This window comes from Helicobacter sp. 23-1048 (genome assembly GCF_053654545.1).
In genome coordinates this window covers 928,763-947,891 of record NZ_JBSIUT010000001.1, presented here as the reverse complement: position 1 = coordinate 947,891, position 19,129 = coordinate 928,763, and the positions used below count along the sequence as shown (strand labels likewise).

Sequence of the window (19,129 nt, the reverse complement as noted above, 5' to 3'; positions counted from 1 at the left end):
CTAAAAGAGCTAGATTCTTATTATAATAAAGTTAGAAAGAAAACTTTACAAAGGCAATCGCATTATTGCGACTTCTTACTTCATCAGCCCAGCCCGGTCTTGTGCTTACAAAGCCCCCACCAAGTTTGCCATTGATTGCATTTTCATCACCAAAGAATCGAAAGCTAAGCACCGCTGAATACTCATCATAATCCCCACCCGAAGCAAGCAAATCAAGCTCTAAGCGAGAATCTGGCTTAATCCCAGCAAATACATACCAAATGCCTGTCTTTCCACCATAATAAATGGGGCTTGTGTGCCCGTAAGGAGCATTTGAACGATACCCGTAAAATCGACTTTTATCATTGCCATACAAAATCACTGAATCTTGGTTATTTGCAATATATCCAGCACCAAACTTAAAAATCTCAGCAAATATAAGCTCTTCATCAATCCATAACACTAAGGGATTGTTTTTAACGCCAGCAATCTTATAATCCTGCCATAATCCACGAATAGTAGTGATAGATTCAAACCCGCTCACACTTACATCAATAACCGCCTTCGCTCCAGCAGTAAGGATAGGGGTAGAGCCTGTTGTTGTGTTATTTTGGATATTTGTATCATAAAAGGCAAATGGACTTAGCTTAAATCCTTGAAAATCAAAATCAAGTCCGCTCATAAAGACTTCACCTTTATGTCCGTGCTTCCAGCTCACAAAGTTATTAAAACTCGCTAATTCATAACTCATTCTATTGTAATTGCCATTTACGCCGAGTTTTGAATTCATCCATAACGCCCAAAAGCCAAAGCTACTTGCCTTGAGATTAAATGCCACGCCTTGAATGTTACCCCAAAGGTAATCCATTCCTGTGTATTCTTTACCATTTACGCCGTGATAGAATCTCCCCACATCAAAGCGTCCGCCAGCCACAGAAATTACAGAATTATCATATTTGACATACAAATCAGAAACTTCCCAAGTATTTGGAAACGCTCTATCGCCTACACCATCAGTTTTATCAATCCCAAAATAATTTTGGTAGAATGGAAACGCACCCCAAGCACCAACACCAAAACTCAAACCACTTCCAAAGCCAACATCTAGCCCCAAATGTGCTGCTGCGCTAGCATATCCTGCTTGCTTGCCATTATCTACGGGCATTCCGCTTGTGCCTTGAGAATAATACGCACCGATGAATCCAAATGGAGTAGCTTCAGCTGCACCAGCACTCGCCACAAGCCCAGCACTAAGTGCGATACTAGATAAGAATTTTTTGCCTATTGTATTATTTAATTTCATTTTTGCTCCTTATTACTTGATTTAGGAATGATACTATCGGTTTTTTTTTGATTGTTGTATAATGGATTTTTAAATTTCACACAAACGAAAGGAAAATAATGCAAATACAAACACTAAACCCCATAGACAACAAAGTGCTAGAGGATATTGGACTTAGCTGGCATACAGATTTAGACAGCACACCCTACATTGATAATGAGCTTATCACCATAAGTGAGCAAGAAGCAAACGCCTTTTATGAAGCAGGAAATGAACTTTTTGAAATGTATTCACAAGCAGGAGAATTCGTCTTGCAAAATGATTTGCTTTTTGAGCTTGACATTCCGCCTGTGCTACACGAGATGATTAGACAAAGCTGGGAGGAGGATATTCATTGGTTTTTATATGGACGATTTGATTTAGCTGGGGGACTTGATGGCAAACCCATTAAACTTTTAGAATTTAATGCTGATACTCCCACAATGCTCTATGAAAGTGCGCTAATCCAATGGGCAATGCTCAAAGCAAATGGCAAAGATGAGAATCTGCAATTTAATGACATTTCTCAAGCCCTGCGTGATAACTTCAAGCGACTCATCACGCTCGATTCTAATTTAGAGGATTTTGAGCATTTATATGAGGGGTGGAAAATCCTCTTTAGCAGTGTCAAGGGCAATGTGGAGGAGGAAATCACCACGCGTTTTTTACTCCAGCTTGCCAAAGAAGCGGGCTTTGAGGGAGAGTTTGCTTACATTGATGAAGTGGAGTTTTCAGAATCTGATGGCGTGTCGTTTGGCGGGCAAAATTACGAATTTTTATTCAAACTTATCCCGTGGGAAAATATCGCTATTGATGAGCCAGAGCTTGCGCAAATTATGCGCGAAATGATGAGAAATAAAAACACTATTTTCCTTAATCCCGCTTATTCTTTAATGTTTCAAAGCAAACGAATGCTAAAAATCTTATGGGATTTATTCCCTAATCACCCATTGCTTTTGCCAGCGAGCTTTACCCCACTTACAAGCAAACAAGTGTGTAAGCATTCCTTTGGGCGCGAGGGGGCAAATATCAAAATCTTAGATTCTAATGGAGCAATCATAGAATCTAAAGAGGGAGAATATGGCTCACACAAAGAAGTGTATCAAGCATTTGTCGAGCAAAACACCCATAATGGCAACTTTTACCAACCAAATGTGTTTTTTGCTTATGAGAGTTGTGGATTAGGATTTCGCAAGGGCGGAGTGATTTTGGATAATTACTCTAAATTTGTGAGCCATTGCATTAAGGGATAATCAAAGCAAATGAATGGTTTGCATTATGGAGTAGTGCTCACAGGTTGCATTGGCTCTGGCAAAAGCACTGTGAGCAAAATTTTACAAGATTTAGGACATAGCGTGATTTGTGCAGATTCTATCGCGCATAGCATTTTGCAATCCTGCGCACAAGAAGTAACACAACTCTTTGGAGATGAAGTATGTGAAAATGGCGTTGTCAATAGAAAGGTGTTAGGCGCGATAATCTTTCACAACAAGCAAGCCAAAAAACAATTAGAATCTCTCCTGCACCCTAAAATCACTGATGAGATTCTCACTCAAGCGCGTGAGCTAGAGGCACAAAGAAATCTCTATTTTTTAGATATTCCGCTGTTTTTTGAATCTGGTGGGAAGCAAAAATACCCTGCGCGATTTTGCCTCGTGGTGTATGCGCCAAAGGAAGTATGCTTAGAGCGCATTTTGGCGCGAGATACACTTGATATGGCAAATGCTAAAGCCCGCATAGATTCTCAAATTGACATTGAAGTCAAAAAGGCGCAGGCAGATTTTGTAATCACCAACACGCAAAGTTTGGCACAACTCCAAAGCCAAACACACAAAATCTTAGAAATGATTACAGAACAATACAAGGAGAGTGTATGAAACTTACTAAATATTGTGCCAATGGCAACGACTTCTTAATTTACAACGCGATTGCATCGGGGGATTTAGAGTATTATGACAAGCTCGCTGTAAAACTTTGCGCGCGTCATAGCGGGATTGGAGCTGATGGCTTAGTAATCGTGCAAACAACAAAAGGACAAGAGAGCACAACACCAAAGCCCGCATATCAATGGCTTTTTTTCAATCAAGATGGCTCAAGAGCAAGTATGTGTGGCAATGCGAGTCGGTGTGTAGGACATTTTGCTTACACACAAGGCATTGCCCCGTTACATCACACATTTTTAAGCGATAAGGGCATTATTGAAATTACCATTGATACGCAAAATAATGACATTGTAGAATCTTCACTTGGTAAATGTGAATTTCTTAACGAAGTCAAAGAGGAGAGCATTTGGGGGAATGATTGGTATTTGCTTGATAGCGGTGTGCCACATTTGATTTGCTTTAGCAACGATAACGCGCTACCCACGAGTAAAGATAACGCATTTTTAGCACACTTGCGCCAAAAGTATAATGCCAATGTCAATGTCGCCTTTGCTAATGATAAAGAAAATGTTTCATATATCACTTTTGAACGCGGTGTAGAGGACATTACGGGAGCGTGTGGGACGGGAGCGTGTGCGGTTGGAGCACTCGGGGTAAAATTAGGAATCCTAAATCCTCATATCAAAGCCACTCCGCCAAGTAAAGAAATGCTACAAGTGCGTATAGATTCCAAATATCATACATTTTTGCAAGGCAGAGTTAGTGTGATTGCGTTATGTGAGGCGTTATAAGCGTGTCATAGTGAGGCTTTACAAAAGCCAAAACACCCTCTTGTCTTTATTGTCATATTGAGCGAGGCGAAATATCTCTATTTTAGTCAAGATACTTCAGGCTTCGCCATCAGTATGACGAGCAAAAAGTGGGGCTTTTACCCCACATCAATTTGAAATGTCGCCTTAAAATTTCTTTTTATTGACATCTTCTAAGATTTCATCAGCGATACCATTTACTCTCTTAGTGATTTCATTTGTCGCATTTGCCACTTCGACATTTTCTTGCGTTACGCTTTCTAGTTGAGCGATTGCTTCGTTAATCTGTCCTAATCCTTCGGTTTGCTCTTTGATAGATTCACTCATTTCATTGACAGATTGCACCAATATATTGACATTTGCTTCGATTTCGCCCAGTGATTTAGAAGTTCGCTCTGCGAGTTTTCGCACTTCATCAGCCACCACAGCAAATCCTCGCCCGTGCTCACCCGCGCGTGCAGCTTCAATAGCGGCATTAAGCGCGAGGAGGTTTGTCTGGTCTGCGATGTCTTTAATCATTCCTACAATATTTTTAATATCTTCAGCTTGATGTGTGCATTCTGTGGTTTTATCACTGACATTTTGCATTGAGCTACTAATCTCCTCTACTGCAGCAGCACTTTGCTCTAGTGAGCTTGCTTGCTTTTGAGAGCCTTCGGTAAGTTTTTGCATTGATTCTTTTAAGACGATTGATTGCTCATCAAGCTCTTTGGCGAATCCCGCGCTTGATTCTAACATTACTTTAATCTCTTTACCCAAAGTGTTTGTTACCAATTCCACGCTTCCTTTTGCGTCTTTTACTTCTGTGGTGAAGTCAAGTTTCGTATAAGAATCAAACACACGCGAAATCTCTACAATGTTGCTCCCAATTTTTTCTTGAAGTGTATCAAGCATTTTATTGAGCACATTTTTAAGCTCCACTAACTGCGGGTTAGCTGGGTTTTTGATAATTCTTGCGGTGAGATTGCCTGATTCTATCTCTTTGGCAGTTTCAGCAGATTGTAAAATCGCCTCTTCATCTTGCTTCAAATTATCTTGGGATTTTTGGATATTTTCATTGATTGCTGCGCCCATTAGACCAAACTCATCGTTTGCACGGATTCTAATAGGTTTTAACTCCACTTTTTCGTGATTTAAATAACGGAAAAAGTTTAGCAGTGTAGCTGAGATAATGGCGATTCTATTGCCCACTTGAGAGCGCACGAAATACACCATTACAAGCACCACCACAACCACCATAATGACACTTAAACCAATGATAGTAAGGCTTAACTTATAAAGTGGCGCATACACTTCACTATTAGGAGCAGTAGTGATGATAGTCCAATGCTCATTTAAGCTCTCATCGCCCACTTGGAAACTCGAGGCATACGCCACACCCTCTAAATTAGTGCCATAAGTGCTATAAGGATAAAATCCATCTTTGCCAGCTACAACACCCTCGTTAAACAATTTTAACGCAGTTTCGTGCTTGTTTAACTCTGTCATTTTGCCACCCTTTATGCTGTCATTAGCACTGTGCATAGCTACTGTGCCGTTTTTATCTACGATAAAGCGGACATTGCCCTCATAAATATCGAGCTTTTTATCAGCAAGGCGATTTGAGAGTGTTGCTAAGTCAATAACCACCCCTAAGATTGCGGTTACTTCACCTGATTTATTCATAACAGGACCACACATTATCACGCCAAAGAACTCATCATTGCCTATTTTTAGCATTTCAGGAGAACCAAAGGCTGAGCCACCACTTTTGACAGCCTCTTGGATAGCTGGTAGCTCGACAAGTGAATCAGCTGCCTTAAGAACCTCTATCTTCCCACCTGTATCTTTTAATGTCAGCACCAAGCGACCCTTATCAGTCAAAATAAGATTATTACTCACATCAGAATCTCTAGGATTTAACATATACAAAAAAGCATAGTTACTCCAACGCGAATTTAACAACATATTTGAGAGTTCATCATAGGCTTCTTTGACAAAGCCACCTCGATTTTCTACATACTCAGTGCTGAGTTTCTTTACAGCAGAGACACCAAGTGTAGCTACCTCATCAAAACTCCCAGTCATAAAGTTCTTATACCGCAAGGTATTCGCCTCTAGGATTTTACGCACATCTTGGCGTATCTCCTCCTTAACCTCCCCGTTAATCACCAAAGCCAAACACGCTATGCCTAACACAAGGACTAATGACACCACTGATATGATTTTTGTGCCAATTTTAAGATTGCTGTAAAACTTCATTGTAAATCTCCTTAGAAGTAGTTTCCTGTAAAATTAAGGGCGGATTATACAAATCCTTTGCTTAAAATAACTTCAGCAAATCGCCATTTTGTTAAGAATCTAAAGACAAATTTAAAATGTCAATTTTTTTTGAAACTTTTGTGGTTGCACCTTGTAGGGATTAAAATTTGCTTTTACATTAAGACGAACATAATCTTTAAGGCGGATAATGCAAGACTTTCATAACGGACAATCCCAAAGCGTAGAGCTTAAAGAAATAACACTAAAAAAGCAACTCTGCTTGCAGGCTTTTACAAATAAACGCTACAACGAATGCGTGGCACTCTGTATAGAGATTTTAAGCATTAACCACTTCGATGTGGAAATATGGAATCTCGCAGGGCTCGTAATGCTCGAACTCAAAGACCACACACACGCGATTGAATACTTAAGCAAGGGGCTTAGTCTAGCGCGTGGCAACCTCGCCCAACTCCAGCAAAACACCCCAAAAGTGTCCGATAAAGAGGATAAAGAGCAAGATGATACAAGCACCCAAAATGCACAAAAAGACGCAACGCAAGATGAGAATATAAAAGCCCAAAATATCAAAGCAATGCACACAACAAAGCAAGATAGCGAGCATAAAGCAGAGTTGATGAATGACTTAAAATCCCACAACCTCGCTATCAAAGTCGCATATAGTCTCTGTGAGGGATTATGGCTTAATCTCGCTGAAGCGCACCGCCGAGCACAAATGCCAGAGCAAGCAGTGGAGATTCTCAAACTTGGCTTGCAAGAAATGCCAGAATTTGATAAAAACGCCACTTGGCATTTCAACCTTGCCAAAGCCTATGTGGATAATGAAGACGCGCTAAGCTCTATTGAGCATTATAAAATCGCATTGCAACTTGACCCAAATGATTTAGGAGCGATGTTTAACCTCGCAAACGCACAAGTAAGCCTCTCACGATTCCCAGAGGCAATAGAACTCTATCAAATGGCATATCAACGCGGATTTAAGCAAGCGGGGATAAATTTAGCAAATACTTACATTAAAATCGGGCTTTTTACCGATGCGATAGAGATTTTTCAAGAGATTCAAAAAGATTTTGAAAATGATGCGGTGTTTTACTTCAACTACGCAAATGCGCTCAACTACGCAAATATAGAATTTGAAGATGCAAAGAAATATTATTTGCGCGCTATTGCGCTTGATTCTAGCAATATAGATTTTGTCATAAACTACGCGCATTTCTTGCTGAAAAAAGACCAATTTAAAGAGGGCTTTATGGTCTATGAAGCGCGAAAGGGTAAAAAAGATATGCTCCCAGACTTGCCAAATCTCTACAATGGTGGCGAGCAAAATGCGGTTGATTTTACAAAAAAAGTCGTGCTTGTGTATTATGAGCAGGGATTTGGCGATTGCATTATGTTTGGGAGATTTTTATGTGATATAGTCAATAATGCCAAAGAAGTAATTTTCTTTGTTAAAGAGCCACTTGTAAAACTCTTTAGCGATATATTTGACGGGGACTTTGGGACAAAGGTAATGGTTATCTCAAATCTTAGCGATATTGATTTAACTCGTGTGGATATAAGCATTTCATTGCTTTCATTGCCACTTGCCTTGCAAATTGAGACAACACAAAGTGTAAGCCAAAACGCACATTATCTCGCGTATAAAAGCGAGGTAAAAAAGGCTCTCGCACGCGGGAGCTTAGAAGAAGAGCCGCGCGAGGGCTTAAAGATTGGCGTGTGCTTTAGCACAGATTCTGAATTTTTAGAATCTTCACTCAAAAATATCGAGCCAAAACCACTTTTTGCAATGTTGCGAGAGATTTTCCCCACACAAGAAATCTTTTGCCTTAACCACGCGGGAGTAGATAGTGAAATTTGCGAGCAATTTAGCTTGCACGATTGCAAGGAAGAAATGAGCGATTTTTATGCTACAAGGCAAATTATAGAGAATCTCGATGTGGTAGTTAGCATTGATACTGCGCTTGCGCATTTAAGCGCGAGTATGGGGAAAAGCACGCTTGTGCTCCTCAATAAACGCTATGATTGGCGATATGGCAATGGCGTAAAAAGTGTGTGGTATCCTAATGTGCTTGGATTCCCACAAAGCGAAATGGGAAAATGGGAGAATGTGCTCGCAAACCTTAAAAGCTATCTTTTGAGCGCATATAGCGAATTTGTGAATACAAGCGAAATAACACAAGAACAAGGTGATTGAGTGTTACTATGATTGAGTGCATTGATATTTTACACCAGCTAAAAAAACTCAATCTCTTGGCGCATAGTCCAAAATGGTGGTGGGCGAATGCTGGGAGCTTTGAAGTAGCCATTGGTGCGATTTTGACCCAAAATAGCAAATGGGAAAATGTCCTAAAATCACTGCAATCTTTACGCAATGCTGGCATTATCCCACACATTAACGGGGAATGTATGGTCGATTTCACGCAAGATAGTGAAATTGAGCGTGAAAATTACACAATGATTGAAAATATCGCAAATTGCGAAGTCTCTGTGCTTGCAAGCCATATTGTAGGACTACAAAACCAAAAAGCAGTGCGCCTACAAAATCTCGCACAAAACTTACTCCAAACTTTTTGCAACTTTAAAGACATAAAAGAGAATCTCTCGCGTGATTGGCTCTTAGCACAAAAGGGATTTGGATTTGAAAGCGCGGATTGCGTGCTAAATTATATGTGTGGGCGCGAAATTATGGTCGTGGATAAATATACACAAAAGTTCCTTAGTGGGCTTGGGATAGAATTTGAGGATTACCAAAACCTTCAAGCATTTTTTATGAGTGGCTTAGAGGGCGAACTAGGGCGAGTGAGCGAGCTCTATGGAGAGGACTTTGAGAATCTTGGGCTAGGCTTTGTGTATGCGCGATTTCACGGCAAAATCGTAGAGTTTGGCAAAGCGAAACTTCCATATAGCGCGTTAAAAAAATAACCCTCTATCGCTTTGTGTATGTGCGCGGGATTTTGCCAGCCTTACTCGCGCACTAAAAATTTATCTTCAAAATCCTTACTATGTGTTTTCATAAAGTCTCTGGCTTCCTCCTCACTTTGGAATCCCTCAAGCATTACCCGATAAATTTCTTCATTATTGGAATCTACGCCCTTAATGATATTTACGACATAGGGCATATAAATATTGTTTTTCTCTTTTGTCTCTTGTGCGCCCTCTACACGCTTAAATGCACCAATTTGTATGGCAAATTTCCCACCCGTAATACTTCTTGGCGTATCACCTACTTCAAATTCCTCTCTTAGCATTTCATCAGCATTAAGCACTTCTTTTGAATCCACATTTACCACCCCTTGAAAACCTACCACTTCAAGGCGAACCTTTGCTGTGCCTTGTTTCATCATATCAAGGTCTTGAGCGGCAGCCTTGCTTACATCAATTATGCGCCCCTCTACAAATGGACCTCTATCATTTATCCTCACTAGCGTGCTTTTGCCATTTTCGACATTATACACGCGCACCATAGTATTCATTGGCATTGTTTTGTGTGCGGCAGTATGGGCGTTCATATCGTATTTCTCACCACTTGCAGTTTTTTTAGCGTGGAATTTTAGCCCATACCAGCTCGCTATACCATCAAAGCTATCGTGCAAATTCACTTGCTGTGGGTGATACCACTTGCCATTTTGTTTGTAGGGTTTCATTGTTCCCTTTAATCTGTCTTTTGTGTCTTTTGCAGGATTATCTTTGCTTATTTCATTAAAGGTATCGCTCCACGAATCATCGCTCGCATATCCCCCTATCGTGCTTACAGAATCTCCAGCGGCGTTATATTGGTCGCTTTGCTCATAAGGAGATTGTGAAGTTTGAAACTTCGAGCTACTCATTGTGAGCTCTGAGCACGCGCTAAAAAACACTCCAAAAGCCACGCACACTTGCAATGGTATTGTTTTTGTTATTTTCATTTTATGCCTCCATTATCATTGTAATAAAATCGTTCCCTCTAAATTTGTGCCACTTACCACCCCTGTGCGGTGGCTAAACACCAAATCTTGCCCTTGTAAATCCGTCCCAGCGTTTTTGAGAGTAAAGATTCCCCGCCCTCTTAAAAGAGCGTTTTTATAATCATATACGCCATCTTCACTCCATAGCTTTAAGCCATTTCCGCTTGTGTATTGCAACCCTTGAGAAAAATAATAAAACTTCTCTTGTGCCTTGACATAGGGTGCATAAACTTCTTGGATTTTATTTTGGGAATCTGGCTGATACCCATAGAAATTAAATGCCTCATCATACTGCGCAAAGCGAAAGAGCTTTTCTCCTTTTGCGTGCAAAGCAAAAGTATCAAGTTGCAATAAAGAAAAATCAAAGTTTGTGATTTCAATGTTTGGAATCTCGTGCCCTATATCTTTAATCTGCTCTCTATCGTCTCGAAAAAACACAACCGCACTAAGACTTGCAAGAAGCAAGATAATAAAAAATCCATACACGCTACGCGAAATATTGTGCGAGTCCATTATCTCTCTCCTTGTGTAAAATATGCTCTATCATCTCGCGCACTGCGCCCTTTCCGCCTTTTGTCTTAAGAATGTATTTCACGCGATTTTTCACTCCATTCGCACAATCTTTGGGCGCGTAAGATTGCGCGATGAGTTTAAACATCGGTAAATCATTCACATCATCGCCAATGCACGCACACTCTTTTGCTTGCACTCCACTCTTTGTGAGAATCTCACGCACCACCGCGCCCTTATCGCTCACGCCCATATAGACATAATGGATTCCAAGCTCTGTGGCACGCTTTTTGACAATCTCGCATTCCCTACCCGTTACAATCGCACTCATACGCCCCAACTTATTATTCCACACATTAAGGGCAAGCCCGTCTTTAATGTTAAATTTCTTAATCTCCTCGCCACTTTGTGTGTATATCACATCGCCACGCGTGAGCGTGCCATCGACATCAATAAAGAGTAATTTTGTCTTTTTCACAGCACTCCTTTAGTGCTTGGTGTGCCTACGCGCTCATTTGGGCTAATAGCTCGGCGGAAACTAAGCGCAAATGCCTTAAACATCGCCTCAACAATATGGTGGAGATTCTTTCCTCGTTTGACGACAATGTGCGCGCTAATGTTAGCATTAAAGCACAACGCCTTAAAAAACTCCTCCACCAACTCCACATCAAATTCGCCAACTTTGCCTTTAAGCTCACACGCGCTTGTATCAAATACTAAATACGCGCGATTTGACAAATCCATATCGCACTCTACGCACGCTTCGTCCATTACCACACTTCCATTGCCAAACCGCTCTACACCAGCTAATGGATAGAGAATTGTATGCAATGCTTCGCCAAGCGCAATACCGCAATCCTCTACGCTATGGTGATTGTCAATGTGCGTATCGCCCTTGCAGTGAATTTCTAAGTCCATTAAACTATGCTTACCCAATGCTTCTAACATATGGTCAAAAAACCCAACGCCACTTTTTATCTTTGTCTTGCCACTGCCATAAAGATTAAGAGTTAGGGTTATGTCTGTTTCTTTTGTCTTGCGTGTGTGTGTGATTGTGCTTTGCTTCATTTGCTAATCCTTACAATGACTTTTTAGATTCCATTCTTTAAAACAAAGGTATTTTATCTAAAAATTCCCTAAATGCAAATATGAGACACAACTTGTATAATGGTAATGTATAATATAAAGAAAAATTCCTAAAATTAACATAAATTTACCTAATGCTACTACGATAGACAAAAATTTAAAGGAGGCAATATGACAGATTCTCAACAAGACACCACTACACAGCAAGACGCACAAGCGCAGTTTTACATTAGCGGTATGAGTTGTGGAGCGTGTAGTGCTGGGATAGAGCGTGCGCTCTCACGCAAGCCATATTGCAAAAAAATCGAGGTGAATCTCATCACACAAAAAGCCCATATTCTTTATGATAGTAGCCAAGCGACTTTGCAAGAAATTTTTTCTTACATTGCTAAAATGGGCTATGAGCCAAGCCTGCATAATCCAAAAGAATCGCAAAAACAAGAGAATCTCAAAAATCCACAAAGTCTCATTGAAAAATTTAACGCCCTAGATTCTAAACTTTTGCCTCCAAAATTACGGCTAGCCTTAGCGATATGTTTTAGCGCGATAGTGCTTGCATTCTCGGTTGTGGGAATGCTTGAGACACACATCTTTTCGCTTCAGCTTGATTGTGGCATAATGCTTTTTGGTGCGCTTATAGTGGCGCATTGTGGGCGGAATTTTTATTTCAAAGGCTTTAAGGCATTGTTTGCCAAAAATCCTACAATGGATTCTCTTATTGCCATTGGCACGAGTGCAGCGTTTGTGTATAGCCTTAAGGGCGTGTATGAAATCTTTGCTTTTGGCACGCACACGCATTTATACTTTGAATCTGTGTGCGTGATTTTATGCTTTGTGATGATTGGCAGGGCGATAGAAAATGCCTCCAAAGATGACGCCCAAAAAAGCGCGAATTTTCTCTTACAAATCAACCAAAAAAAGCTCCTACGCTTAGAATCAGATTCCAAAAACACTCAGCAAGACGACTATGCAAATGCGACTTTTAAAGAGGTGTTAAGCCAAGATATTGCCATAGGCGATATAGTAAAGATTTTGCCAGATGATTTGATAACTCTTGATTGCGAGGTAGTGCAAGGAAGTAGCAGTGTCGATGAATCAAGCATTAACGGCGAGAGCGTGCCTGTGCTAAAGAATAAAGGAGCGCGTATCTACTCTGGCTCTCTAAACTTAGAATCTGTGCTCTTTGTGCGCGCGCTTAAAGTCGGCACGCAAACAATGCTAAGCCAAATCTTTACCCTTATCCAAAACGCCCAAGATTCTAAAGCTCCTATTGGAATCTTAGCCGATAAAATCGCGGCGATTTTCGTGCCTTTAGTGATTGCTATCGCACTTTGCGCGGGGAGCTTTTGGTGGGTGGCACGAGATTTTGCCTTTGGATTAGATATATTTATCGCTGTGCTTGTGATTTCTTGCCCTTGTGCGCTCGGACTTGCCACACCAATGGCATTTTTACACGCCAAAGCAAAGGCAAACAAAATGGGGGTATTCTTTAAAAATGCGAGTTGCTTGCAAACACTAAGCGAGATTACACATATTGTCTTTGATAAGACAGGCACGCTTTCACAAGGACTAGAAGTCAAAAACTCCCAAAGCCTTATAGATTCTAAAGAATTTCTCTCAATCGTATATTCTTTAGAATCTCAAAGCACGCATATCATCGCCACATCGCTTAAAGATTACGCCAAAGCACAAGGCGCACAAAGCCTAGCAGTCAATAACTTTAGCTCTATTGCTGGGTTTGGCATTAAAGGCGAGATTAAGGGCAAGGGCTATGTGCTTGGAAATGTAGAATGCCTAAAACTTGATAATCCAAACCTTACGCAATCTAGTGTAGAGAAATTTGACAATAACGAATGCAAACTCGCTGTATATCTAGCACACGATAGCAAAAGTGGCGGGGAAATTTTAGGCGCGTTATACTTGGTTGATTTGCTTCGTGCCGAAGTTATCCCCACAATCGCTACTTTACAAAAAGAGGGCTTAAGTGTGGCGATGCTAAGCGGGGATAATGAGCGAAGTGCGAAAGCAAGTGCGAGTGTTATAGGCATTAACGAAGTAGTAGCAAATGCAAAACCAAATGAAAAATTTGAATATGTAACCAAACTTAACAAAGAGGGAGCAAAAGTGCTAATGGTAGGCGATGGTGTAAATGACGCCGCCGCACTTAAAAGTGCGAGTGTAAGTGCGGCGTATGCCAGCGGGAATGACATAGCGCAAAATTGCGCAGATATTATTTTGTATAACCAAAATACTAAGGCGATTCTCAACGCATATCATCTCAGCAAAGCGACAATTATCAATATAAAAGAGAATTTATTTTGGGCTTTTGGGTATAATGTCATTTTTATCCCTATTGCGTGCGGTGCGCTAGGTGGATTTGGGATTTTTTTAGACCCTATGTTTTGTGCGTTTGCGATGAGCTTTAGCTCTATTACCGTGGTGCTAAACGCTGCAAGGCTCAGAGGATTTAAGATTCTCTAACTTTACAACTAAGGAGCAACAATGCAAGTAACACTCAATGTCGAAGGTATGCACTGCCAAAAATGTGTAGATAAAGTAGAAAAGTTCGTAGGCGAGATTGATGGCGTGAGCCTCATCAATGTGGATTTAGCTAAAAAGAGTGTTAGCGTGGAGTTTGAATCTCCAGCAGATAAAGAGCAAATTACCGAAGCGATTTTAGAGAGTGGCTTTGAGGTGAAATAACCCTTGCGAGTCCTTGTAGATTTTTTTAGGAAATTTTTTCCTTATATCCGCGGGCACTATGTGAGTTTTGGCATTGCTATTGCGGGCTCACTGCTCGCCGCACTCTCACAAGCGGGTATAGCATATATGGTAGAGCCACTACTTGGCACACTTCAGGGCAAAGTCCCGCGAGATACACCATTATTTAGCATTAGCTTTGAGGAAATGGCGAGAAACAACACTCTAGCCTTTATCGTCCCTGCGCTCATTGTGTTTGTGTATTTTTGCAAATCACTTGGAATGTATATCCAATCTTACTTTATGAGCTACATTGGGCAAGACATTGTCCGTCAAGTGCGCGATAGAATGCTTCGACATCTGCTCAGTTTTGATTTAGGATTCTTTAATAAAATGCGCGGGGGCGAGCTAATGTCGCGCATTAGCAATGATATTGGTATCATTCGTATGGCAGTCTCAAACTATGTAACAGACATTATCCGTGAGATTACTACCATTGCAGGGTTTTTAGTCGTTGTGTTTTATCAAAGCCCCAAGCTCGCAATCATCGGGCTTGTGATTATCCCGCTTGCCATAATCCCCATTAACCTCATTGTAAAAAAGCTCAAAAAATACGCCCGCACCTTGCAAGAAAAAAACGCCGATATAACCGCCAAGCTAAGCGAAATTTTTAACAACATAGAAATTATTAAAGCAAGCAACGGCGAAAAGCTGGAATCTCAAACCTTTGAGCGACAAAATAAAGAGTTTTTGCGCGTAAGTATGAAATCCACCAAAGTAGGCGAGCTCACTTCGCCACTTATGGAAGTGCTAGGCGCAGTGGCACTAGGTGCGATTATTTATGTCGCCACTTTAGAAATCCAAGCAGGCAACATCACCACAGAATCTTTTGCTTCATTTTGCACGGCGTTATTTATGATTTACACACCGCTTAAACGACTTATCAATCTATGGGGCTATATGCAAAGCGCGATTGTAGCGAGTGATAGAATCTTTGAGATTTTGGATAAAAAGCCTCATATCACTGATGGGAGCTTAGAGCTTAAAGGTCCAATAGACTCCATAGAGGTGCGTGGCGTGGAGTTCTCTTATGGCGAGAGTGGCGAGGAGACGCACGCGCTTAAAGGCATTAACCTCACCTTTAAACGCAACCAAATCACTGCCCTAGTGGGGAAATCTGGCTCGGGCAAAAGCACGCTTATCAACCTTATCTTGCGCCTTTATGAAGTCCAAAAGGGACAGATTCTCATCAATGGCGAAAACATTAAGCACTTCACGCAAAAATCCCTGCGGGAAAATATCGCAATCGTTACACAAAGAATCTTTATCTTTAATGACACGATTGCGCATAATGTCGCTTATGGCTTGCAAATCGATGAAGCTAAAGTCCTAGATTCTCTTAAAAAAGCTCAAATGGAGGAGTATGTCGCAAGCCTCCCTAATGGAATCCACACGATTTTAGATGAGTTTGGCACGAATCTTAGCGGAGGACAACGCCAAAGAATCGCAATCGCGCGTGCATTGTATAAAAACCCCGATATACTTATTTTAGACGAAGTTACAAGCGCGCTTGATTCTCAAACAGAAGACTTAATCAAAGAAGCAATCAATGCCGTGCGAAAAGATAAAATCATCATCTTAATCGCGCACCGCCCTAGCACTATCGAACTCGCAAACAATGTAGTGGAAATGCGCGAGGGCAAAATATTCAAGCAATCATAAATTTCTCTAGCACGCAATAAAAATTCTTAACCCAAATAAATGCAAAATCTTAGCTTACACTTAACTTTTCCTTAAAATTTATTGAAATTTTACCAAAAATGCAAGAAAAACTTTCATTTTGGAATTATTTTTGTTTCTATTGCACTTCAATCACTTAGTGCGAAAATTTATTAAAATCTAACTTTTTTCCTTGAAAAAGATTAAAAATTTTTGTATTATGTCGATTTAAATTAAATCGTTTTTTTTTTTTTTTGTATCATTTGCTTCAAGTTTTCTTAAGGTTTAAGATTCTGTAAAGTAATTACTAAGGAGATGAGACGATTTAATATTTCACTTTTACGGAGGTATCCTATGAGTTCTATAAAGAACGAAAGTTTAGGCGCAAGCCTTAAATCTCAGTCATTGAGGGGGGGGGGGCATATATAAGCTCCTTTTAGCAGGGCTTTGCGCGATTGTGCTTGCTAGCACACAGGTTAAAGCAGAAGAGAGTGGTGTGTTTGTGGGTGCACAGGTTATGTATGGGGATTTGGTCTATACTGAAGATATTCCAAGACAAACAGGATATACTCTCCCAGCCACAGCACCAAAATTCACTTCGACTAACACAGGTCCGGGCTATGGTGTGGTAGGAGGATATAAGCATTTCTTTAGTCCATTTTTTGGATTTAGAGCGTATGGGAGCTTTTATTACAATCAATTTACCTTCCAAACTCCAACAGTGAGCTTTGGGCAAGCCCCTTCGCCAGTTTTAAATCTAGAAGGTGGAAAAAGCTCTATCTATCAATTCAACCTTACAGCAAACGCTGAAGCACTCTTTAATATTATCGCGGGAGAGAACTTTAACCTTGGTGTATTTGGTGGGCTTGGCATAGGATTCCAATATTGGAAAAGCAAGAGGATTGATACAATGTATCAGTTTCATCAAATCTTACTTTCAAATTATAATGTTACGCAACCAAAAGCAGAGGATAGACGCTTTGGGATTGCGCTAAATTGGAATGTAGGGGTAAGGACAAATATCTTAAAGTATCATAGTATCGAAGTTGGTGCGATGATACCTATGTTTAATACGACAATATTTGATTATGAAACATACTATGCGCTCATTGCACCAAATAGTTTAATCACTCATAAAGTCGATGCTCGCCAAAGCTATAACGCCTTTGTGCGCTATACTTTTGGGTTTTAACAACCTCTGGGAAGTCTTTTGACTTCCTAGATTCTAGTTACTCTACAACGCTTTATAACGCCACTTTTATTGAATACTAACTTAAAACAACGGCTCACTCATTTCTTGTGGTGCTGGCAAACCCATTAGCTTTAGCACACTTGGCGCGATATTATCAAGCCCCCCGCTTGCTTTGAGCTGTTTTACTTCCTTATCCACTATGAAGCACCATACATCGCCTACCGTGTGGTTCGTAAGCGTGTTGCCACGGTCATCTTTCATCTCTTCGCAATTCCCGTGGTCGCTGGTAATCACCACACTATAATCAAGCTCTTTAGCAAGATTTATAATTCTCCCTAACTCTGTATCCACCGCTTCTACGGCTTTTATACCTGCTTCAAAATTCCCCGTATGTCCCACCATATCGCCATTAGCGAAATTTACCACGATAAAGTCATACGATTCTCTCATTGCTTCTAACACCGCATCGCCCACTTGTGGCGCGCTCATTTGAGGTTGCAAATCATAGGTTTTGACCTTTGGGGAGGGGATTAGCTCGCGCTTCTCTCCACTAAACTCCTCTTCTATGCCTCCGTTTAAGAAAAATGTAATATGGGCGTATTTCTCTGTCTCGGCGGTGTGAAACTGCCTTAAGCCCTGCTTTGAAATCACTTCGGCGAGCGTGTTTGTGATTTTTTCTTTGCTAAAAAGCACAGGAAAGGTGAAACTTGCGTCATATTCACACATTGTAGCAATCTGTAACTTTGGGGCTTTGGTGCGTGTAAATCCGCTAAAGCTCTCATCTCCAAGCACTTGGAGAATCTGTCTCGCCCTATCAGAGCGAAAGTTAATAAAAATAAAACCCTCATTATCCTGCATACCACTAAATGGCGCGAAACTCACAGGAGTGATAAATTCATCAAAGATTCCCTGCTCATATTGAGATTTGACATACTCGCTTGGACTTAGCGTGGTAGGAGTTTTGGCGCACACCATTTCATTATACGCCTGCTCTATGCGCTCCCACCGCTTATCCCTATCCATCGCATAAAATCGCCCGCTCAAGCTCGCCACGCGGACATTCTCATACTTTTCACACAGCGATTGGATAGAATCTAAGTAGCCTAAAGCACTTTGTGGCAGGACATCGCGTCCATCAGTGATTAAATGCAAAAAGACTTGCTTTTGCATTTTCGCACATAGTTCCGCTATGCCAAGCAAGTGTGAAATATGCGAATGCACGCCACCATCACTTAAAAGCCCGCTTATGTGGATTATCTGGCAATTATTTGCCACGCTTTTAAAGGCTTGATTGCCCTTAATCTCATCATTTTGCAATGCTAGGGAGATTCTCACTAAATCTTGGTAAAGCACGCGCCCCGAGCCAATACACATATGCCCTACTTCGGAGTTGCCCATTTGAGAATCAGGCAATCCCACGCTTAGCCCATAAGTGCGCACCATTGAGTAAGGGACATTGTTGAGTAAATATTCATAAGTGGGCTTTTTGGCGTGGTAAAATGCGTTGTAAGTAGTCTTTGGGCTATATCCAATGCCATCAGTGATGACTAAAATGGCTTTTTTGCTCATTGTGCTTCCTTATAAGATTCGTAAATTTAATGTGAGAGTAATGTAGCAAAAAATATACTCAATTTCGCAAACAAACTTTGTTGCTTTTTGCGTTTTTAGTTAAGGAGTTGTGAAATTTATGGTTATAATGCTTGCATAAAAACTTATTTGCAAATCTT

The 19,129-nt window shown here is 40.8% G+C and carries 16 protein-coding genes; 9 read left to right on the top strand and 7 right to left on the bottom strand.

What is annotated here, in order from left to right; genetic code table 11:
- Positions 1 to 31: 31 nt before the first annotated feature.
- A complete protein-coding gene (locus tag ACWIWK_RS04695; RefSeq protein WP_454151284.1) occupies positions 32 to 1,282 on the bottom strand; it encodes a hypothetical protein in 1,251 nt (416 codons plus the stop codon).
- A gap of 98 nt (positions 1,283 to 1,380) precedes the next feature.
- On the opposite strand from ACWIWK_RS04695, the gene ACWIWK_RS04690 reads away from it, so the two are divergent.
- Genes ACWIWK_RS04690 through dapF form a run of 3 tightly spaced genes read left to right on the top strand, consistent with a single transcriptional unit; the run spans position 1,381 to position 3,974 of the window.
- A complete protein-coding gene (locus ACWIWK_RS04690) occupies positions 1,381 to 2,553 on the top strand; it encodes a glutathionylspermidine synthase family protein (RefSeq protein ID WP_454151282.1) in 1,173 nt (390 codons plus the stop codon).
- 9 nt (positions 2,554 to 2,562) lie between these two features.
- On the top strand, positions 2,563 to 3,177 hold the full coding sequence (coaE, locus tag ACWIWK_RS04685; protein WP_454151280.1) for a dephospho-CoA kinase: 615 nt from the start codon (positions 2,563 to 2,565) through the stop codon (positions 3,175 to 3,177).
- On the top strand, positions 3,174 to 3,974 hold the full coding sequence (gene dapF, locus ACWIWK_RS04680) for a diaminopimelate epimerase (RefSeq protein ID WP_454151278.1): 801 nt from the start codon (positions 3,174 to 3,176) through the stop codon (positions 3,972 to 3,974). The genes coaE and dapF overlap by 4 nt, the downstream gene beginning before the upstream one ends.
- 165 nt (positions 3,975 to 4,139) lie before the next feature.
- Here dapF and ACWIWK_RS04675 read toward each other — a convergent pair whose 3' ends face one another.
- Positions 4,140 to 6,233 carry a methyl-accepting chemotaxis protein gene (locus ACWIWK_RS04675; RefSeq protein WP_454151276.1) on the bottom strand — a complete coding sequence of 698 codons (2,094 nt, stop codon included), beginning with the start codon at positions 6,231 to 6,233 and terminating at the stop codon, positions 4,140 to 4,142.
- A gap of 208 nt (positions 6,234 to 6,441) precedes the next feature.
- Here ACWIWK_RS04675 and ACWIWK_RS04670 point away from each other — a divergent pair, with 208 nt between their 5' ends.
- Together ACWIWK_RS04670 and ACWIWK_RS04665 are read left to right on the top strand one after the other, a co-directional pair.
- On the top strand, positions 6,442 to 8,445 hold the full coding sequence (locus tag ACWIWK_RS04670; protein WP_454151274.1) for a tetratricopeptide repeat protein: 2,004 nt from the start codon (positions 6,442 to 6,444) through the stop codon (positions 8,443 to 8,445).
- Positions 8,446 to 8,453: 8 nt separating this feature from the next.
- Positions 8,454 to 9,173 carry a 3-methyladenine DNA glycosylase gene (locus ACWIWK_RS04665; protein WP_454152029.1) on the top strand — a complete coding sequence of 240 codons (720 nt, stop codon included), beginning with the start codon at positions 8,454 to 8,456 and terminating at the stop codon, positions 9,171 to 9,173.
- A gap of 41 nt (positions 9,174 to 9,214) precedes the next feature.
- Here ACWIWK_RS04665 and ACWIWK_RS04660 read toward each other — a convergent pair whose 3' ends face one another.
- The 4 genes from ACWIWK_RS04660 to hisB are packed head-to-tail and all read right to left on the bottom strand — an operon-like array spanning position 9,215 to position 11,773.
- Positions 9,215 to 10,156: a septal ring lytic transglycosylase RlpA family protein gene (locus tag ACWIWK_RS04660; RefSeq protein WP_454151273.1), complete on the bottom strand. Its 942-nt coding sequence runs from the start codon at positions 10,154 to 10,156 to the stop codon at positions 9,215 to 9,217.
- Between the two features lie 15 nt (positions 10,157 to 10,171).
- Positions 10,172 to 10,708, bottom strand: a complete 537-nt coding sequence (locus ACWIWK_RS04655) for a hypothetical protein (protein ID WP_454151271.1) — start codon at positions 10,706 to 10,708, stop codon at positions 10,172 to 10,174.
- Complete coding sequence (locus ACWIWK_RS04650) at positions 10,683 to 11,183, bottom strand: KdsC family phosphatase (protein ID WP_454151269.1); 501 nt, start codon at positions 11,181 to 11,183, stop codon at positions 10,683 to 10,685. The genes ACWIWK_RS04655 and ACWIWK_RS04650 overlap by 26 nt, the downstream gene beginning before the upstream one ends.
- Positions 11,180 to 11,773, bottom strand: a complete 594-nt coding sequence (gene hisB / locus ACWIWK_RS04645) for an imidazoleglycerol-phosphate dehydratase HisB (protein ID WP_454151267.1) — start codon at positions 11,771 to 11,773, stop codon at positions 11,180 to 11,182. Before hisB ends, ACWIWK_RS04650 begins: the two co-directional genes overlap by 4 nt.
- Positions 11,774 to 11,962: 189 nt before the next feature.
- Here hisB and ACWIWK_RS04640 point away from each other — a divergent pair, with 189 nt between their 5' ends.
- From ACWIWK_RS04640 to ACWIWK_RS04625, 4 genes are all read left to right on the top strand, one after another.
- Positions 11,963 to 14,272, top strand: coding sequence for a heavy metal translocating P-type ATPase (locus ACWIWK_RS04640; RefSeq protein ID WP_454151265.1), 2,310 nt, complete (start codon positions 11,963 to 11,965; stop codon positions 14,270 to 14,272).
- Positions 14,273 to 14,293: 21 nt separating this feature from the next.
- Positions 14,294 to 14,494: a copper ion binding protein gene (locus ACWIWK_RS04635; protein ID WP_454151263.1), complete on the top strand. Its 201-nt coding sequence runs from the start codon at positions 14,294 to 14,296 to the stop codon at positions 14,492 to 14,494.
- Positions 14,495 to 14,497: 3 nt separating this feature from the next.
- Complete coding sequence (locus ACWIWK_RS04630) at positions 14,498 to 16,213, top strand: ABC transporter ATP-binding protein (RefSeq protein ID WP_454151261.1); 1,716 nt, start codon at positions 14,498 to 14,500, stop codon at positions 16,211 to 16,213.
- Between the two features lie 454 nt (positions 16,214 to 16,667).
- Complete coding sequence (locus ACWIWK_RS04625) at positions 16,668 to 17,402, top strand: outer membrane beta-barrel protein (RefSeq protein ID WP_454151259.1); 735 nt, start codon at positions 16,668 to 16,670, stop codon at positions 17,400 to 17,402.
- An 81-nt stretch (positions 17,403 to 17,483) separates the two neighbouring features.
- Here ACWIWK_RS04625 and gpmI read toward each other — a convergent pair whose 3' ends face one another.
- The gene (gene gpmI, locus ACWIWK_RS04620) at positions 17,484 to 18,971 is read right to left on the bottom strand and encodes a 2,3-bisphosphoglycerate-independent phosphoglycerate mutase (protein ID WP_454151257.1); all 1,488 of its coding nucleotides are present in this window, start codon (positions 18,969 to 18,971) and stop codon (positions 17,484 to 17,486) included.
- Positions 18,972 to 19,129 lie beyond the last annotated feature (158 nt).

Excerpts from the sequence above, each read along its gene's own strand:
- ACWIWK_RS04695 (WP_454151284.1), bottom strand. The coding sequence starts at position 1,282 with ATGAAATTAAATAATACAATAGGCAAAAAATTCTTATCTAGTATCGCA.
- dapF (WP_454151278.1), top strand. The coding sequence starts at position 3,174 with ATGAAACTTACTAAATATTGTGCCAATGGCAACGACTTCTTAATTTAC.
- ACWIWK_RS04675 (WP_454151276.1), bottom strand. The coding sequence starts at position 6,233 with ATGAAGTTTTACAGCAATCTTAAAATTGGCACAAAAATCATATCAGTG.
- ACWIWK_RS04660 (WP_454151273.1), bottom strand. The coding sequence starts at position 10,156 with ATGAAAATAACAAAAACAATACCATTGCAAGTGTGCGTGGCTTTTGGA.
- ACWIWK_RS04690 (WP_454151282.1), top strand. The coding sequence starts at position 1,381 with ATGCAAATACAAACACTAAACCCCATAGACAACAAAGTGCTAGAGGAT.
- gpmI (WP_454151257.1), bottom strand. The coding sequence starts at position 18,971 with ATGAGCAAAAAAGCCATTTTAGTCATCACTGATGGCATTGGATATAGC.
- ACWIWK_RS04665 (WP_454152029.1), top strand. The coding sequence starts at position 8,454 with ATGATTGAGTGCATTGATATTTTACACCAGCTAAAAAAACTCAATCTC.
- ACWIWK_RS04635 (WP_454151263.1), top strand. The coding sequence starts at position 14,294 with ATGCAAGTAACACTCAATGTCGAAGGTATGCACTGCCAAAAATGTGTA.
- ACWIWK_RS04640 (WP_454151265.1), top strand. The coding sequence starts at position 11,963 with ATGACAGATTCTCAACAAGACACCACTACACAGCAAGACGCACAAGCG.
- coaE (WP_454151280.1), top strand. The coding sequence starts at position 2,563 with ATGAATGGTTTGCATTATGGAGTAGTGCTCACAGGTTGCATTGGCTCT.
- hisB (WP_454151267.1), bottom strand. The coding sequence starts at position 11,773 with ATGAAGCAAAGCACAATCACACACACACGCAAGACAAAAGAAACAGAC.
- ACWIWK_RS04655 (WP_454151271.1), bottom strand. The coding sequence starts at position 10,708 with ATGGACTCGCACAATATTTCGCGTAGCGTGTATGGATTTTTTATTATC.
- ACWIWK_RS04670 (WP_454151274.1), top strand. The coding sequence starts at position 6,442 with ATGCAAGACTTTCATAACGGACAATCCCAAAGCGTAGAGCTTAAAGAA.